General features: G+C 71.6%; 12 protein-coding genes. 10 read left to right on the top strand and 2 right to left on the bottom strand.

All coding sequences use genetic code 11. From position 1 onward, the window contains the following. Positions 1-11 precede the first annotated feature (11 nt). The gene (locus tag ACZ4Z4_RS21460) at positions 12-1331 is read left to right on the top strand and encodes an HTTM domain-containing protein (RefSeq protein WP_468329464.1); all 1320 of its coding nucleotides are present in this window, start codon (positions 12-14) and stop codon (positions 1329-1331) included. Beyond that, positions 1328-2107, top strand: a complete 780-nt coding sequence (locus ACZ4Z4_RS21455) for a TrmH family RNA methyltransferase (protein ID WP_468329348.1) — start codon at positions 1328-1330, stop codon at positions 2105-2107. Before ACZ4Z4_RS21460 ends, ACZ4Z4_RS21455 begins: the two co-directional genes overlap by 4 nt. A 68-nt stretch (positions 2108-2175) precedes the next feature. Here the strand turns inward: ACZ4Z4_RS21455 and paaN are convergent, their stop codons facing one another. Then, positions 2176-3867 carry a phenylacetic acid degradation protein PaaN gene (gene paaN, locus ACZ4Z4_RS21450; RefSeq protein WP_468329344.1) on the bottom strand — a complete coding sequence of 564 codons (1692 nt, stop codon included), beginning with the start codon at positions 3865-3867 and terminating at the stop codon, positions 2176-2178. A gap of 197 nt (positions 3868-4064) precedes the next feature. Between paaN and ACZ4Z4_RS21445 the strand changes: the two genes are divergently transcribed. Then, entirely contained in the window at positions 4065-5576 is a 1512-nt protein-coding gene (locus ACZ4Z4_RS21445; RefSeq protein WP_468329341.1) for a 3-hydroxyacyl-CoA dehydrogenase, read from the top strand. After that, the gene (locus ACZ4Z4_RS21440; protein ID WP_468329338.1) at positions 5573-6166 is read left to right on the top strand and encodes a TetR/AcrR family transcriptional regulator; all 594 of its coding nucleotides are present in this window, start codon (positions 5573-5575) and stop codon (positions 6164-6166) included. The genes ACZ4Z4_RS21445 and ACZ4Z4_RS21440 overlap by 4 nt, the downstream gene beginning before the upstream one ends. 19 nt (positions 6167-6185) lie before the next feature. Here the strand turns inward: ACZ4Z4_RS21440 and ACZ4Z4_RS21435 are convergent, their stop codons facing one another. Further along, entirely contained in the window at positions 6186-6767 is a 582-nt protein-coding gene (locus tag ACZ4Z4_RS21435) for an Lrp/AsnC family transcriptional regulator (RefSeq protein ID WP_468329335.1), read from the bottom strand. Between the two features lie 190 nt (positions 6768-6957). Between ACZ4Z4_RS21435 and pdhA the strand changes: the two genes are divergently transcribed. The 6 genes from pdhA to ACZ4Z4_RS21405 all read left to right on the top strand — a co-directional run bounded on the left by pdhA (position 6958) and on the right by ACZ4Z4_RS21405 (position 14411). Next, positions 6958-8103, top strand: coding sequence for a pyruvate dehydrogenase (acetyl-transferring) E1 component subunit alpha (gene pdhA / locus ACZ4Z4_RS21430; protein WP_468329332.1), 1146 nt, complete (start codon positions 6958-6960; stop codon positions 8101-8103). After that, positions 8100-9116 carry an alpha-ketoacid dehydrogenase subunit beta gene (locus ACZ4Z4_RS21425; RefSeq protein WP_468329329.1) on the top strand — a complete coding sequence of 339 codons (1017 nt, stop codon included), beginning with the start codon at positions 8100-8102 and terminating at the stop codon, positions 9114-9116. Before pdhA ends, ACZ4Z4_RS21425 begins: the two co-directional genes overlap by 4 nt. Before the next feature lie 26 nt (positions 9117-9142). After that, a complete protein-coding gene (locus tag ACZ4Z4_RS21420) occupies positions 9143-10567 on the top strand; it encodes a dihydrolipoamide acetyltransferase family protein (protein WP_468329326.1) in 1425 nt (474 codons plus the stop codon). 90 nt (positions 10568-10657) lie between these two features. Further along, on the top strand, positions 10658-11635 hold the full coding sequence (locus ACZ4Z4_RS21415; RefSeq protein ID WP_468329323.1) for an NTP transferase domain-containing protein: 978 nt from the start codon (positions 10658-10660) through the stop codon (positions 11633-11635). Next, positions 11632-13317, top strand: a complete 1686-nt coding sequence (locus tag ACZ4Z4_RS21410) for a molybdopterin molybdotransferase MoeA (RefSeq protein WP_468329320.1) — start codon at positions 11632-11634, stop codon at positions 13315-13317. The genes ACZ4Z4_RS21415 and ACZ4Z4_RS21410 overlap by 4 nt, the downstream gene beginning before the upstream one ends. Then, positions 13314-14411, top strand: coding sequence for a potassium channel family protein (locus tag ACZ4Z4_RS21405; protein ID WP_468329317.1), 1098 nt, complete (start codon positions 13314-13316; stop codon positions 14409-14411). Before ACZ4Z4_RS21410 ends, ACZ4Z4_RS21405 begins: the two co-directional genes overlap by 4 nt. Positions 14412-14564 lie beyond the last annotated feature (153 nt).

Genomic DNA, 14564 nt, shown 5'->3' with positions numbered 1-14564 from the left:
GCCCGCCGGCTCTGGGTCGCGGCAAGACGCAGGGGCGCAGCAAGACGCTGGGCATCGACAAGGTGACCGGGTTCGCCCTCGGCCCGTACCAGACCGCTGTGATCCGCATCGGGTTCGCCGCCACCTGGCTGTTCTTCCTGCTGCGCGAACTCCCCCACCGTCATGAGCTGTACGGGCCCGACGGCCCCTGGAGCTGGGACATGGCGCAGCGGCTCATCGCGAACAACGGTGCCTTCACCGCTCTGATGTGGTCGGACGGACAGGTCTGGTTCGAGATCGTCTACGCGCTGGCGATCCTCAGCAGTGCCCTGCTGCTGTTCGGATGGCACACGCGCGCGATGTCCGTGCTCTTCATGGTCGGTGTCCTGTCGCTTCAGAACCGCAGCATCTTCATGGGGGACGGCGGCGACAACGTCATCCACCTGATGTCGACCTACCTGGTCTTCACTAGGTGCGGTCAGGTCTGGTCGCTGGACGCGCGGCGTGCGGCACGCGCGGAAGCCGTGGGCACCGTGCCGGTCGACCGGGTGGGGACCCTCCTGTGGTGGGTCTTCGGGCTCGGTCTGTCGACCGTGACGTTCATGGGGGAGCTCAGCGGCGGGTGGCTGCTGTTCTTCTGGGGGCTGTGGCTGGTGCACGGCCTGTGGTGGGCCGTGGGGCGGCGGGCTCCGCGGAGCGAGTTGCGCAAGCTCCTCGATGTCATGGCGAATCTGGCCCACAACGCGGGGCTGCTCGTGATCATGGTCGAGGCCTGTCTGATCTACGCGACGGCCGGCTGGTACAAGATCCAGGGCAGCCGCTGGCAGGACGGCACGGCCGTCTACTACCCGCTGAACCTCGACTACTTCTCCCCCTGGCCCGCCCTCTCCGAACTGCTCTCCTCCAGCGGCATCATGGTGCTGCTGGTGACGTACGGGACGGTCGCCGTGCAGGTGGCCTTCCCCTTCACCCTCTTCAACCGCCGGGTCAAGAACGTCCTGCTTGCCGTCATGATCGTCGAGCACGCCGTGATCGCGGTCGTCCTGGGACTGCCGTTCTTCTCGCTCGCGATGATCGCGGCCGACGCGGTGTTCCTGCCGACGTCGTTTTTGCGACGGATGGGCGGTTGGGCGGCACGCGCGCGTGGAGGGGTGGTCACCCGCCTGCGGTCGGTCAGGTCGGTCGGGTCCGTCAGGTCGGTCAAATCTGTCGGGTCGCTCAGGTCGGTCAGGTCTGTCCTGTCCGGCAGCGTCGACAGGGCCGGTGAGGGTGCCGTGCCGGATCCGCGCTCCCGGGGCGGGAAGCGGGGCGAGGAGCCCACCGAGCACGCGCGCGTAGGCTTCACTCCATGAACAGGACGGATGAGGCGGGCCCCGACGGCGCCGTACGCGCCTGGCGTGGGCTCGCCGACACCTCCGTGCTGCTCGACGGGTTCCACGCGATCAAGCATGCGCTGCGCTTCGGCGCGCGGGTACCGGTCGCGCTGACCAGTGACCGGTCCGCTGTCCTGGCGCTCGCGGACGAGTTGGCGCCCGATGTGAGGGACGCGCTCGACGCGCTGTTGGCAGAGGTCCCGGACGAGCGGCTGCGCGCCCTTGTTCCGCGGCTGCATCCGACGGCGGTGGCCGCTCTTGCCGTACGCCCCTCTCGTACGGACAACCTCGAAGCACTGGCCCGTGTGCCCAGACCGGCGCCGGTCGTCGTGCTCGACGACCCGCGCAATCTGGGCAATGCGGGGGCCGTGATCCGGCTCGCCGCGGGGTTCGGGGCGACCGGTGTCGTCACGACCGGCACGCTCGACCCATGGCACCCCACGGTCGTGCGGGGCGGTGCGGGTCTGCACTTCGCAACCGCCGTGGAGCGTGTGGAGGTGGCCGAGCTGCCGCCGGGTCCGGTGTTCGCGCTCGACGCGGAGGGTGAGGACATCAGGGGGCTGAAGCTGCCGGATGACGCCGTGCTCGCCTTCGGGTCGGAGCGCAGCGGTCTGTCGGCCGCGCTGCGGGCGCGCGCGGATCACCTGGTCTCCCTGCCGATGCGCCCCCAGGTCTCCAGCTACAACCTGGCGACGAGCGTCGGCATGGCGCTCTTCCACTGGTCGGCGGGCAGGCCTCCTGGGCTGGAGGCCTGAGCCCGCCGCGCGTCAGAGCGCACGCGCCCCGCCGCATGCGTTACGCCTTATACGTCACGCGTCACGCGTCACGCGTCCTTGCGGATCTCCACCACCCGGAAGCGGTTAGCCACGAACGCGCCGTCGCACAGCGCGGCGTTCGCAGCGGGGTTGCCGCCCGAGCCGTGGAAGTCCGAGAACGCCGCTGTCTGGTTCACATAGACGCCGCCCGTGAGGTTCAGGGACAGCTGGGCGCACTCTTCGAGGCAGGTCTCTTCCACGGCGGCGGAGATCTCCTCCGACGTCGTGTACGCCCCGACGGTCATCGCTCCCTTGTCGCGCACCGTGCGGCGCAGCAGCTCCACGGCGTCCGTCGCGGAGTCGACGGCGACCGCGAAGGAGACGGGCCCGAAGCACTCGCTCAGATAGGCCGCCTCGGCGTCCGGCTTGGCGCCGTCCAGCTTGACGATCACCGGCGTACGGACCACGGCGTCGGGGAAGTCGGGGTTGACGATCTCCCGTGAGGGGAGGGCGACCTCGCCGAGACCTGCTGCCGCTTCAAGGCGCGCCTTCACGTCAGGGTTGACCAGCGCGCCGAGGATGCCGTTCGCCCGGGCGTCGTCGCCGAGGAGGCCGCTCACCGAGGAGGCGAGGTCCGCCACCACGTCGTCGTACGACTTGGGGCCGGCGTCCGTCTCGATGCCGTCGCGCGGGATGAGCAGGTTCTGCGGGGTGGTGCACATCTGGCCGCTGTACAGGGACAGGGAGAAGGCGAGGTTGGCCAGCATTCCCTTGTAGTTGTCCGTCGACTCGACGACGACCGTGTTGACCCCGGCCTTTTCCGTGTAGACCTGGGCCTGGCGGGCGTTGGCCTCCAGCCAGTCACCGAACGACGTCGAGCCCGTGTAGTCGATGATCTTGATTTCGGGGCGCACGGCGAGCGTCTTGGCGATGCCCTCATCGGGCCGCTCGACGGCCAGACAGACGAGGTTCGGGTCGAAGCCGGCCTCGGCGAGGACCTCGCGGGCGATCCGCACGGTGAGCGCCAGGGGCAGGACCGCGCGCGGGTGGGGCTTGACCAGGACGGGGTTGCCGGTGGCGAGGGAGGCGAAGAGGCCCGGGTAGCCGTTCCACGTCGGGAAGGTGTTGCAGCCGATCATGAGCGAGATGCCGCGGGCGACGGGTGTGAACCGCTTGTTCAGCGCGATCGGGTCGCGCTTGCCCTGGGGCTTGGTCCACTCGGCGGCGTCGGGGGTGCGGGACTGCTCCACGTACGCGTAAGCGACTGCTTCCAGGCCGCGGTCCTGGGCGTGCGGGCCGCCCGCCTGGAAGGCCATCATGAAGGCCTGGCCGCTGGTGTGCATGACCGCGTGCGCGAACTCGTGCGTCCGGGCGCTGATCCGCGACAGGATCTCCAGGCAGACCATCGCGCGCACTTCCGCGCCCGCGTCGCGCCAGGCACGCATTCCGGCGCGCATGGCGGGGAGCAGGGTGTCGATGTCCGGATGGGGATAGGTGATCCCCAACTCCAGGCCGTACGGCGATACTTCTCCGCCCACCCAGTCGTCCGTGCCGGGCTGGTCGAGGTCGAAGCGGGTGCCCTGGAGGGCGTCGAAGGCGGCCTTTCCCTCGGGCAGGCTCAGGCTGCCGTCCTCCCCGTACGCCTTCGGGTGCTCGGGGTGGGGCGACCAGTACGCACGGGTGCGGATGGTCTCCAGCGCCTGGTCGAGGGTGGGCCGGTGCTTGGCGATCAGCTGGTGCGCGGTGAGTTCGGCGGCCATGACGGGACCAACTCCTCCTCGGGCAGCTCTTCATCGAGCTGGCGAGCTGGGCAGGGACGGTGGGCAGGAACGCTCTGACAGAGCTAGAGTAACCGAACGATCGGTCGGGACAAGGGGGTCCGCCGAACCTGTGGACAACTTCTTCACGGCCACCCCCGCACCCTGCGGCCGATGGGCCGTACGGGAGGATCGCGAGCATGACAGCACTCGAGCTCAGCAGCGCCGTTGCCGTGGTCGGTACCGGCACCATGGGGCAGGGCATCGCCCAGGTCGCCCTGGTCGCGGGCCACCCCGTGCGGCTGTACGACGCCGTGTCCGGCCGCGCGCGGGCGGCTGCCGACGCGATCGGGGCCCGCCTGGACCGGCTCGTCGAGAAGGGTCGGCTCACGGCCGGTGACCGCGCCGCCGCCGGTGCCAGGCTCATTCTGGCCGAGAGCCTCGCGGAGCTCGCCGACTGCGGTCTCGTCGTCGAGGCCGTCCTGGAGCAATTGGACGTCAAACAGCAGCTGTTCCAGGACCTCGAAGACGTCGTCGCCGAGGACTGTCTGCTGGCCACCAACACCTCGTCCCTGTCCGTGACCGCCATCGCGGGCGCCCTGCGCGCGCCGGGCCGCTTCGTCGGCCTGCACTTCTTCAACCCGGCGCCCCTGCTCCCCCTCGTCGAGGTCGTCAGCGGTTTCGCGACGGACGAGTCGGCGGCCACGCGCGCGTACGAGACCGCAGCGGCCTGGGACAAGACCCCGGTGCGCTGCGCGGACACCCCCGGCTTCATCGTCAACCGCATCGCGCGACCCTTCTACGCCGAGGCGCTGCGCCTGTACGAGGAGCGCGTCGCCGACCCGGCCACGATCGACGCCGTGCTGCGCGAGTGCGGCGGCTTCAAGATGGGGCCCTTCGAGCTCACCGACCTCATCGGCCAGGACGTCAACGAAGCCGTCACACGTTCCGTGTGGGAGGCCTTCCACCAGGACCCCAAGTTCACGCCCTCCCTGGCGCAGCGCCGACTCGTCGAGTCGCGCCGTCTCGGGCGGAAGTCGGGCCAGGGCTGGTACGCGTACGAGGACGACGCCCCGCGCGCGGAGCCGCACACCGCGCCACCCGAGAAGGCCCCGGCGTCCGTCGCGGTGCACGGTGATCTGTTCCCGGCGGACGTGCTGATCGACCTGATGGGCACGGCGGGCATACGAGTCGGCCGCGGCGAGGGAGTGCCGAGCTGCCCCGGCTTCATCGAGCTGCCCAGTGGCGCGCGGCTCGCCCTCGCCGACGGTACGGCCGCCGACGCCGCGGCTGAGCCCACGATCCACTTCGATCTCGCACTGGATTACCGCACCGCGACGAGGATCGCCCTCGCCCCGTCGAGCAGGGTGAGCGAGCAGTCCCTGAAGGAGGCGATCGGCCTCTTCCAGGCGCTCGGCAAGGAGGTCAGCGTCATCGGACACACCCCAGGGATGATCGTGGCCCGCACTGTGTGGATGCTCGTCGACTTCGCCCTCGACGCCGTCGGACGAGAGGTGGCGGACGCCGAGGACATCGACACCGCCATGCGCCTCGGCGTCAACTACCCGCTCGGCCCCGTCGAATGGGGCCGCCGCCTCACCGCGTACCGCGCGGCCGAGGCGCTCGACGCCCTGCACGACGAGTACCCCACCGGGCGTTACGCGCCCTCCCAGGCACTGCGGCGCCAGGCCGTGCGAGAGGAGTACTCATGACCACCGTCCGGCGGGACACGTACACCCCGGAGACGCTGCTGGGCGTGGCCGTCCGGGTCTTCAACGAACGCGGCTACGACGGCACGTCCATGGAGCACCTCTCCAAGGCGGCCGGCATCTCCAAGTCGTCGATCTACCACCACGTGGCGGGCAAGGAGGAGCTACTGCGGCGTGCGGTGAGCCGGGCCCTCGACGGGCTCTTCGGCATCCTCACCGAGGAGCACGCGCGCGTGGGCCGTGCCGTGGAGCGCCTGGAGTACGTCACGCGCCGCACCGTGGAGGTGCTGGTCGCCGAGCTGCCCTATGTGACGCTGCTGCTGCGGGTGCGCGGCAACACCGACACCGAGCGGTGGGCCATGGAGCGGCGCAGGGAGTTCGACCAGCAGGTGGCCGAGCTTCTCAAGGAGGCCGCCGCGGACGGCGACCTGCGCTCCGACGGCGACCTGCGGCTGGCCACCCGGCTGCTCTTCGGGATGATCAACTCCATTGTGGAGTGGTACCGGCCGGAGAGCCGGGGGGCCGCCAACGGCGAGCAGATCGCCGACGCGGTGGTGCAGTTGGCGTTCGCGGGGCTGCGCACCGACCGCTGAGGCCCGGCTGCCGCCGGGGTCAGTTGTCCGGCTCCATGTCGTCCTCCTCGAAGACCAGCAACGTACGGGTGCTGAGCACCTCGGGGATGGACTGGAGCCGGGTCAGCACCAGCTCTCGCAGTGCGCGGTTGTCCGGCGTGTGTACGAGGAGAAGCACGTCGAAGTCGCCGCTGACGAGCGCGATGTGGGAGGCGCCGGGGAGCGCGCGCAGATGTTCGCGCACCGTGCGCCACGTGTTCTGCACGATCTTGAGCGTGATGTACGCGGACGCGCCCTGCCCGGCGCGCTCGTGGTTGATCCGCGCGCCGAAACCCCGGATGACACCATCGTCGATGAGGCGGTTGATGCGCGCGTACGCGTTGGCCCGGGACACATGGACACGCTCGGCCACCGAACGTATCGACGCGCGACCGTCCGTGTGCAGTATTTGGAGGATGTCGCGGTCTATGGCATCCAGAGGGCGAGGGTCCGGGACCGCGGGTTCGGGGCCGCGGGGCTCGGGGGCGCGGGTCTCGGTGGCGCGCTCGGAGGGGCGCGGTTCAGGAACGCGGGGCTCCGGGAGGTCGCCGTCGTGCCCGTCGGCCATTCGTTCAGATGCCATGTCCCCCCGCCTCCCTACCATGGACGTACTGCGTCCATCCCAGGCTGTGGAGAACCGTTTGTCCACAGCCTGGAGGTGCCTGTAGCCAAAATGTGCCGTCGACCGAACAATCGGTAGGTGAGGCGCATCACGTCGGCGCGCCTCGTCTGCCCACTCCCACGAGGAGACCGCTTCCCCAGGAGGTGCCGTCATGACGGTCATGGAGCAGCGGGGTGCCTACCGGCCCGCCCCGCCCCCCGCTTGGCAGCCCAGGATCGACCCCGCGCCGCTGCTGCCGGACGCGGAGCCGTACCGCGTCCTCGGCACCCAGGCCGCCGAGAAGGCCGACCCCGGGCTGCTCCGCCGTCTCTACGCGGAACTGGTCCGCGGTCGCCGCTACAACACCCAGGCGACCGCCCTCACGAAGCAGGGCAGGCTGGCGGTCTACCCCTCCAGCACCGGTCAGGAGGCGTGCGAGGTCGCCGCGGCGCTCGCCCTGGAGGAGCGGGACTGGCTCTTCCCCAGCTACCGGGACACGCTCGCCGTCGTCGCCCGCGGCCTCGACCCCGCTGCCGCGCTGACGCTGCTGCGCGGCGACTGGCACACCGGGTACGACCCGCGCGAGCACCGCATAGCGCCCCTGAGCACGCCTCTCGCGACCCAACTCCCGCACGCCGTGGGGCTCGCGCACGCCGCACGGCTCAAGGGTGACGACGTGGTCGCGCTCGCCATGGTCGGCGACGGCGGCACCAGCGAGGGCGACTTCCACGAGGCGCTGAACTTCGCGGCGGTGTGGCAGGCCCCCGTGGTCTTCCTCGTGCAGAACAACGGTTTCGCGATCTCCGTGCCGCTCGCCAAGCAGACCGCCGCCCCCTCCCTCGCCCACAAGGCCGTGGGGTACGGCATGCCGGGACGCCTGGTGGACGGCAACGACGCGGTGGCGATGCACGAAGTCCTGAGCGAAGCGGTCTCCCGCGCGCGGCGGGGCGGCGGCCCGACGCTCGTCGAGGCCGTCACGTACCGCATCGAAGCCCATACGAACGCCGACGACGCCACGCGCTACCGCCAGGACACCGACGTCGCCGCCTGGCGGGACCACGACCCGATCCTGCTCCTGGAGCGGGAGTTGACGGAGCGCGGGCTCCTGGACGACGAGACGAGGCGACGGGCGAGCGACGACGCCGAGGCCATGGCGGCCGACCTGCGCGAACGCATGAACCAGGACCCCACGCTCGACCCCATGGACCTCTTCACGCACGTGTACGCCGAGCAGACCACGCAACTGCGTGAGCAGGCGGCGCAGTTGCGGGCCGAGCTGGAAGTGGCCTCGGAAGAGGCCGAGGAGGAAACGCGATGACCACGGTCGCGGCGAAGCCCGCCACCAAACCGGCCACCATGGCGCAGGCGCTCGGTCGCGCGCTGCGGGACTCCATGGCCGAGGACCCGTCCGTGCACGTCCTCGGAGAGGACGTGGGAGCGCTCGGCGGCGTTTTCAGGATCACCGACGGGCTCGCCAAGGAGTTCGGCGAGGACCGCTGCACGGACACGCCGCTGGCCGAGGCGGGCATTCTCGGCACGGCCGTCGGCATGGCGATGTACGGCCTGCGGCCCGTCGTCGAGATGCAGTTCGACGCATTCGCCTACCCGGCCTTCGAGCAGCTGATCTCGCACGTGGCGCGGATGCGGAACCGCACGCGCGGCGCGATGCCGCTGCCCATCACCGTCCGCGTGCCCTACGGAGGCGGCATCGGCGGCGTCGAGCACCACAGCGATTCCTCCGAGGCGTACTACATCGCGACGCCGGGCCTCCATGTCGTCACGCCGGCCACGGTCTCCGACGCCTACGGCCTGCTGCGGGCCTCCATCGCCTCCGACGACCCCGTCGTCTTCCTGGAGCCGAAGCGCCTGTACTGGTCCAAGGCCGACTGGAACCCGGAGGCACCGCAGAGCGTTGAACCGATAGGCCGCGCGGTCGTGCGGCGCACCGGGCGCAGCGCCACGCTCATCACGTACGGCCCGTCCGTGCCCGTCTGCCTGGAGGCGGCCGAGGCCGCGCGCGCCGAGGGCTGGGACCTCGAAGTGGTCGACCTGCGCTCCCTCGTGCCGTTCGACGACGAGACGGTCGCCGCGTCCGTGCGGCGCACGGGGCGGGCGGTCGTCGTGCACGAGTCGGGGGGCTTCGGCGGCCCCGGCGGCGAGATCGCCGCGCGGGTCACCGAGCGCTGCTTCCACCACCTGGAAGCGCCGGTGCTGCGGGTCGCGGGCTTCGACATCCCGTATCCGCCGCCCATGCTGGAGAAGCACCATCTGCCCGGTGTCGACCGGATCCTGGACGCCGTCGCGCGGCTCCAGTGGGAGGCGGAGAGCTGATGGCCCCTGCTCTTGATGTGAACAGTATGGAATTCAAACTGCCCGACCTCGGGGAAGGGCTGACGGAGGCGGAGATCGTCCGCTGGCTGGTCGAGGTCGGTGACGTCGTCGCCGTGGACCAGCCGGTCGTCGAGGTCGAGACGGCCAAGGCGATGGTCGAGGTGCCGTGCCCTTACGGAGGCGTGGTCACGGCCCGCTTCGGCGAGGAGGGTGCGGAACTCCCGGTGGGGGCACCGCTGTTGACGGTGGCCGTGGGCGCTCCGGCCGAGGAGGCCGGGCCGTCGGCCCCTGAGGAGCCCGCCGAGCGGGCGCTACAGACGGCCGCCGAGGAGACCTCGGGCAATGTGCTGGTCGGATACGGCACGGGGGCGGCGCCGGCGCGCCGCAGGAGAGTGCGGCCGGTGCAACCGATACGGCCGGTGCAGCCAGTGCAGCCAGTGCGCCCGGGGCAGCCGGTGCCCTCCGCTTCGTCTGGGCCGCCACCGGTAGACGTCCCGGACGGTCCCGTTCCGGTGATCTCCCCTCTCGTACGGAAGCTGGCGCGGGAGAACGGCGTCGAGCTGCGGAGTCTGGTGGGCTCGGGGCCGGACGGACTGATCACGCGGGCCGATGTCGAGTCGGCCATCGCCGCCGGCAGGGCCGCGACGATCAAGGCGGCGGTCCGTGAGGACGACGAGCGGATCCGCGCGGGCCGCACCGAGGCGCGCCGCCAGGTGGAGGCGGGCGAGGAGCCGCAGAGGGCGGGTCTCGAATCCCGGCACGCGCTGACCGGCATCCGGGGCCTGGTCGCGGACAAGATGGCCCGCAGCCGACGCGAGATACCGGAGGCGACCTGCTGGGTCGACGCCGACGCGACGGAGCTGCTGGCGGCCCGCAAGGCGATGAACGCGGCGATGACGGAACACGACAGCGGCCACAAGGTGTCGCTGCTCGCGCTGCTGGCCCGGATCAGCGTCGCCGCGCTGACCCGGTTCCCCCAGCTCAACTCCTCGGTGGACATGGAGGCCCGGGAGGTGCGGCAGTTCGCCGACATCCACCTCGGGTTCGCCGCGCAGACCCAGCGGGGGCTCGTCGTCCCCGTGGTGCGGCACTCCCAGTCGCGGACGACGGAGTCGATCAACGCGGAGCTGATCCGGCTCACGGAGTGCGCCCGGGCGGGCACGCTGACCCCGGGAGAGCTGACCGGGGGGACCTTCACGCTCAACAACTACGGGGTGTTCGGGGTCGACGGTTCGACGCCGATCATCAACCACCCCGAGGCGGCCATGCTCGGAGTCGGCCGTATCGTCCCCAAGCCCTGGGTGCACCAGGGCGAGTTGGCGGTGCGGCACGTGGTGCAGCTGTCGCTCACCTTCGACCACCGGGTGTGCGACGGCGGTACGGCGGGCGGGTTCCTGCGCTACGTGGCGGACTGCGTCGAGCAACCGGCGGTGTTGCTGCGGTCGGTGTGAGCAGGCCTCGCGCCCACGTGACGCAAGCGCCTTTCCCCTAGGGCATTTTTCAGGGGTGTCAATGATCCTTCCTGCGCCCATACTCGGAGGGTGACCAGAAACGAGGGCGGGCCGCGCACCGACGCCGGGCCGCACGCCGCGACCGCGCCGCACGCCGCGGTGCCGTACGACGCCGTGCCGTACGACGCCGTCGTGCTCGCCGGGGGCGGCGCCGCGCGGCTCGGCGGTGCGGACAAGCCGGGGGTGCGGGTCGGGGGACGGACGCTGCTCGACCGTGTCCTGGCGGCCTGTTCCGGTGCCGGGAGCACCGTCGTCGTGGCCGCGCCGAGGGCGACCGCGCGCCCTGTGGTGTGGGCGCGCGAGGAGCCCGCGGGCGGCGGCCCCCTCGCCGCACTCGACGCGGGACTTCGGCACACCGCGGCGGAGCGCGTCGTGGTGCTCTCCGCCGACTTGCCGTTCCTGGAAGCGGAGACCGTACGAAGCCTCCTTGCCGCCCTCGACGAGAGCGGCGCCGACGGGGCGGTCCTCACCGATCCCGACGGCCGTGACCAGCCGCTCGTCGCGGCCTACCGGCGGGATGCCCTCCGGCGGGAGACCGCGGCGGTCGGCGGTGCGCTCGCCGGGCTGCCGTTGCGGCGGCTCACCGAGCGGCTCACCCTCACGCGGGTCGCCGACCCCGTCGCCGCTTTCGACTGCGACACCTGGGACGACATCGCCACCGCCCGGGCACGCATCAGGGAGCATGGCAACGTGTTGGATGAATGGATCTCCGCAGTCAAGGACGAGCTGGGCATCGAGTTGGACGTCGACACCGGCGCCCTCCTCGACCTCGCTCGCGACGCCGCGCACGGCGTGGCCAGACCCGCGGCGCCGCTGACCACGTTCCTCGTCGGATACGCGGCGGCGCAGGCCGCCGCGCGGGCCTCCGCCACGGGTGGCGCGGCCGGCGGTGCCGAGGCGGTGGCCGAGGCGACGCGCAAGGCCATGGCGCTCGCGGCCCGCTGGGCGGACGAGGACCGTCAGGACGCGAAGCCCGACTCCTCCCACACGCCTCCGGACGCAGGATGACCGGGCAGCCGGCGCCGGACGCCGAGCTCGACGAGGCGCTCGCCCTGGTGAACGGGGACCGCGCCGACCGCGCCGACGCCGCCCCCCACTCGGCTCCCGCCGCGGCATGGGGATCAGCATCTGGGTCGGCCTCCGCATCGGCATCAGCCTCACCCTCGGGGCCTGGGCCGGGGCCTGGCTCTGAGGCTGGGGCTGGATCGGGGTTCGGGTCGGAGCCGGACCCCGTGTCAGGGCCATCAGAGCCATGGGGCGCATCCACCCCGGCCACCCGGCCCCGGCCCGCCGCCCCCACCCCCGGCGAGGGCGAACACCGCGACATCACGCCGTGGCCCGCCGCACGCGCCCGTGCCGAGCGGGCCGCCACGCGCCTCGGGAGCGATCCCGTTCCGGCTTCCCTGGACCGGGCCCTCGGCCTGATCCTCGCCGCGCCGCTCACCGCCCTGACGGACTTGCCGTCCTTCGACACCTCAGCCATGGACGGCTGGGTCGTCGCGGGCCCGGGCCCCTGGCACGTACGGGCCGACGGGCGCGCCGACGGCATCCTCGCTGGACAGGGCCACCCCGAGGCGCTCACCGACGGAGAGGCCGTCCGCATCGCCACGGGCGCCCGCATCCCGCAGGACGCCACCGCGGTGCTGCGCAGCGAGCACGGCCGCACCGACGACAAGGGCAGGCTCCATGCCCTGCGCGCGGTCGTCCCCGGCCAGGACATCCGCCCGCGCGGCCAGGAGTGCCGCTCCGGAGACCACCTGCTGCCGGCCGGCGCCCTGGTGACCCCCGCCGTGCTGGGTCTGGCCGCCGCCGCCGGTTACGACACGCTGCCGGTGGTCCGCAGGCCCCGTGCCGAAGTCCTCATCCTGGGCGATGAGTTGCTGACGGAGGGCCTGCCTCACGGCGGGCTCATCCGTGACGCGCTCGGCCCCATGCTGCCGCCCTGGCTGCACTCTCTCGGTGCCGAAGTGACCGCAGTCCGGCGCCTCGGGGACGACGCCGAGGCCGTCCACCAGGCGATCACCGAGTCCACCGCCGACCTGATCGTCACGACGGGCGGCACCGCGTCGGGGCCTGTCGACCACGTGCACCCCACCCTGCGCCGGATCGGCGCCGACCTGCTCGTGGACGGGGTCGCGGTGCGGCCCGGGCACCCCATGCTGCTGGCCCGCATCCGGCCGGGACAGCACCTCGTCGGACTGCCCGGCAACCCGCTCGCCGCCGTGTCCGGGCTGCTGACCCTGGCCGCGCCCCTGCTCCGCACGCTCTCCGGACGCGCGTCCGGCTGCGGGGGCCCGTCGACGTACAGCGCACCCGTGCGCGACGACGTCCAAGGACATCCGTACGACACCCGCCTCGTCCCCATCGCCATGCGCGGTGACCTGGCCGTGCCGCTGCACTTCAACGGCCCGGCGATGTTGCGCGGCATCGCGGCGGCCGACGGGCTCGCGGTCGTGCCGCCCGGAGGAGCGTGCAGGGGACACAAGTTGGAGGTTCTGGACCTGCCATGGGCCGATCCGGACGTAGGCACAGGCATGAGCACAGGCATGAGCACAGGCGTCGGCACAGGCATGGGCACAGGCGTGGGTACTGGTTTGTACGGTGGGCCGCCTGGAGTAGAGGAGACCGGCACCGGCACCCGCACCGGAGCTGAAGCAGCCGTAGACGACGGCGAGGAGCGTTTCACGTGAAACTTCCCGGGCATGACGCCATCGCGCGTCACCCCGACGAGCACCATGCGACCTACCGGATCAAACTGCCCCAGCGTGCGGTCGTGCGGCCGTTGCGGCAGGTCACCCGGCGTCTCGCGATGGCGCTGCTGGTGCTCGCCCTGACGACGTGCCTCGTGTGGATGGACCGTAGCGGGTACCACGACAACTCGGACCAGCGCGTCGACTTCCTCGACTCCGCGTACTACGCGACGGTCACGCTCTCCACCACCGGGTACGGCGACATCGTCCCGTACAGCGACAGTGCCCGGCTCACCAACATCCTCCTGATCACGCCGCTGCGCGTGCTCTTCCTGATCATCCTGGTCGGCACCACCCTCGAAGTGCTCACGGAACGGACGCGCGAGGAATGGCGTCTGTCCCGCTGGAGGTCCAACTTGCGTGAACACACTGTTGTCGTCGGCTTCGGTACGAAGGGTCGCTCCGCGATCCAGACCGTCTGCGCCACCGGCCTGAAGCCGGACCAGATCGTGGTCGTCGACCCCAGCGCGAAGGTCGTGGACGCGGCCACGGCGGAGGGGTACGCGGGCGTCATCGGCGACGCGACGCGCAGCGACGTGCTGCTCCGCGCCGAGGTGCAGCGGGCCCGCCAGATCATCATCGCGACACAGCGCGACGACACGGCGGTACTGGTCGCTCTCACCGCGCGCCAGTTGAACCGGGGGGCGAAGATCGTGGCGGCGGTCCGCGAGGAGGAGAACGCGCCGCTGCTCCGCCAGTCCGGCGCGGACGCCGTGATCACCAGCGCCAGTGCGGCGGGCCGGCTGCTCGGGCTCTCCGTGCTCAGTCCGAGCGCGGGCATGGTCATGGAGGACCTGATCCAGCAGGGCAGCGGGCTCGATCTCGTCGAGCGGCCGGTGATAAAGGCCGAGGTGGGCCGCAGCGTGCGGGAGACGGACGACCTGGTGGTGAGCGTCGTACGCGGGCATCGCGTCCTCGGCTACGACGATCCGGCGGTCGGCAAACTCCAGTTGACGGACCGTCTGATCACCATCGTCCGCGCCTCCCCCGGCACGACGGTCGCCCCGGACCTGAAGCCACTCCCGCCGAACTGACACGGCCCGATAAGGCCGGCCCGATAAGGCCGGCCCGATAAGGCCGGCCCGACAAGACCGGCCCGACAAGACCGGCCCGCTAAGACCGACTCAATCAGACCTGGACACGACCTCGCGCGTGCCGGGTGCGGGGTTGGGCGACGCGAGTAGCCT

It is taken from the genome of Streptomyces sp. NPDC030245 (assembly GCF_055572995.1).
This window is presented reverse-complemented; position numbering and strand designations above follow the sequence as displayed.

Coding starts and splice junctions, on each gene's coding strand:
- paaN (WP_468329344.1), bottom strand. CDS start 3,867: ATGGCCGCCGAACTCACCGCGCACCAGCTGATCGCCAAGCACCGGCCC.
- ACZ4Z4_RS21410 (WP_468329320.1), top strand. CDS start 11,632: ATGACCGGGCAGCCGGCGCCGGACGCCGAGCTCGACGAGGCGCTCGCC.
- ACZ4Z4_RS21455 (WP_468329348.1), top strand. CDS start 1,328: ATGAACAGGACGGATGAGGCGGGCCCCGACGGCGCCGTACGCGCCTGG.
- ACZ4Z4_RS21440 (WP_468329338.1), top strand. CDS start 5,573: ATGACCACCGTCCGGCGGGACACGTACACCCCGGAGACGCTGCTGGGC.
- ACZ4Z4_RS21435 (WP_468329335.1), bottom strand. CDS start 6,767: ATGGCATCTGAACGAATGGCCGACGGGCACGACGGCGACCTCCCGGAG.
- ACZ4Z4_RS21420 (WP_468329326.1), top strand. CDS start 9,143: ATGGAATTCAAACTGCCCGACCTCGGGGAAGGGCTGACGGAGGCGGAG.
- ACZ4Z4_RS21445 (WP_468329341.1), top strand. CDS start 4,065: ATGACAGCACTCGAGCTCAGCAGCGCCGTTGCCGTGGTCGGTACCGGC.
- ACZ4Z4_RS21425 (WP_468329329.1), top strand. CDS start 8,100: ATGACCACGGTCGCGGCGAAGCCCGCCACCAAACCGGCCACCATGGCG.
- pdhA (WP_468329332.1), top strand. CDS start 6,958: ATGACGGTCATGGAGCAGCGGGGTGCCTACCGGCCCGCCCCGCCCCCC.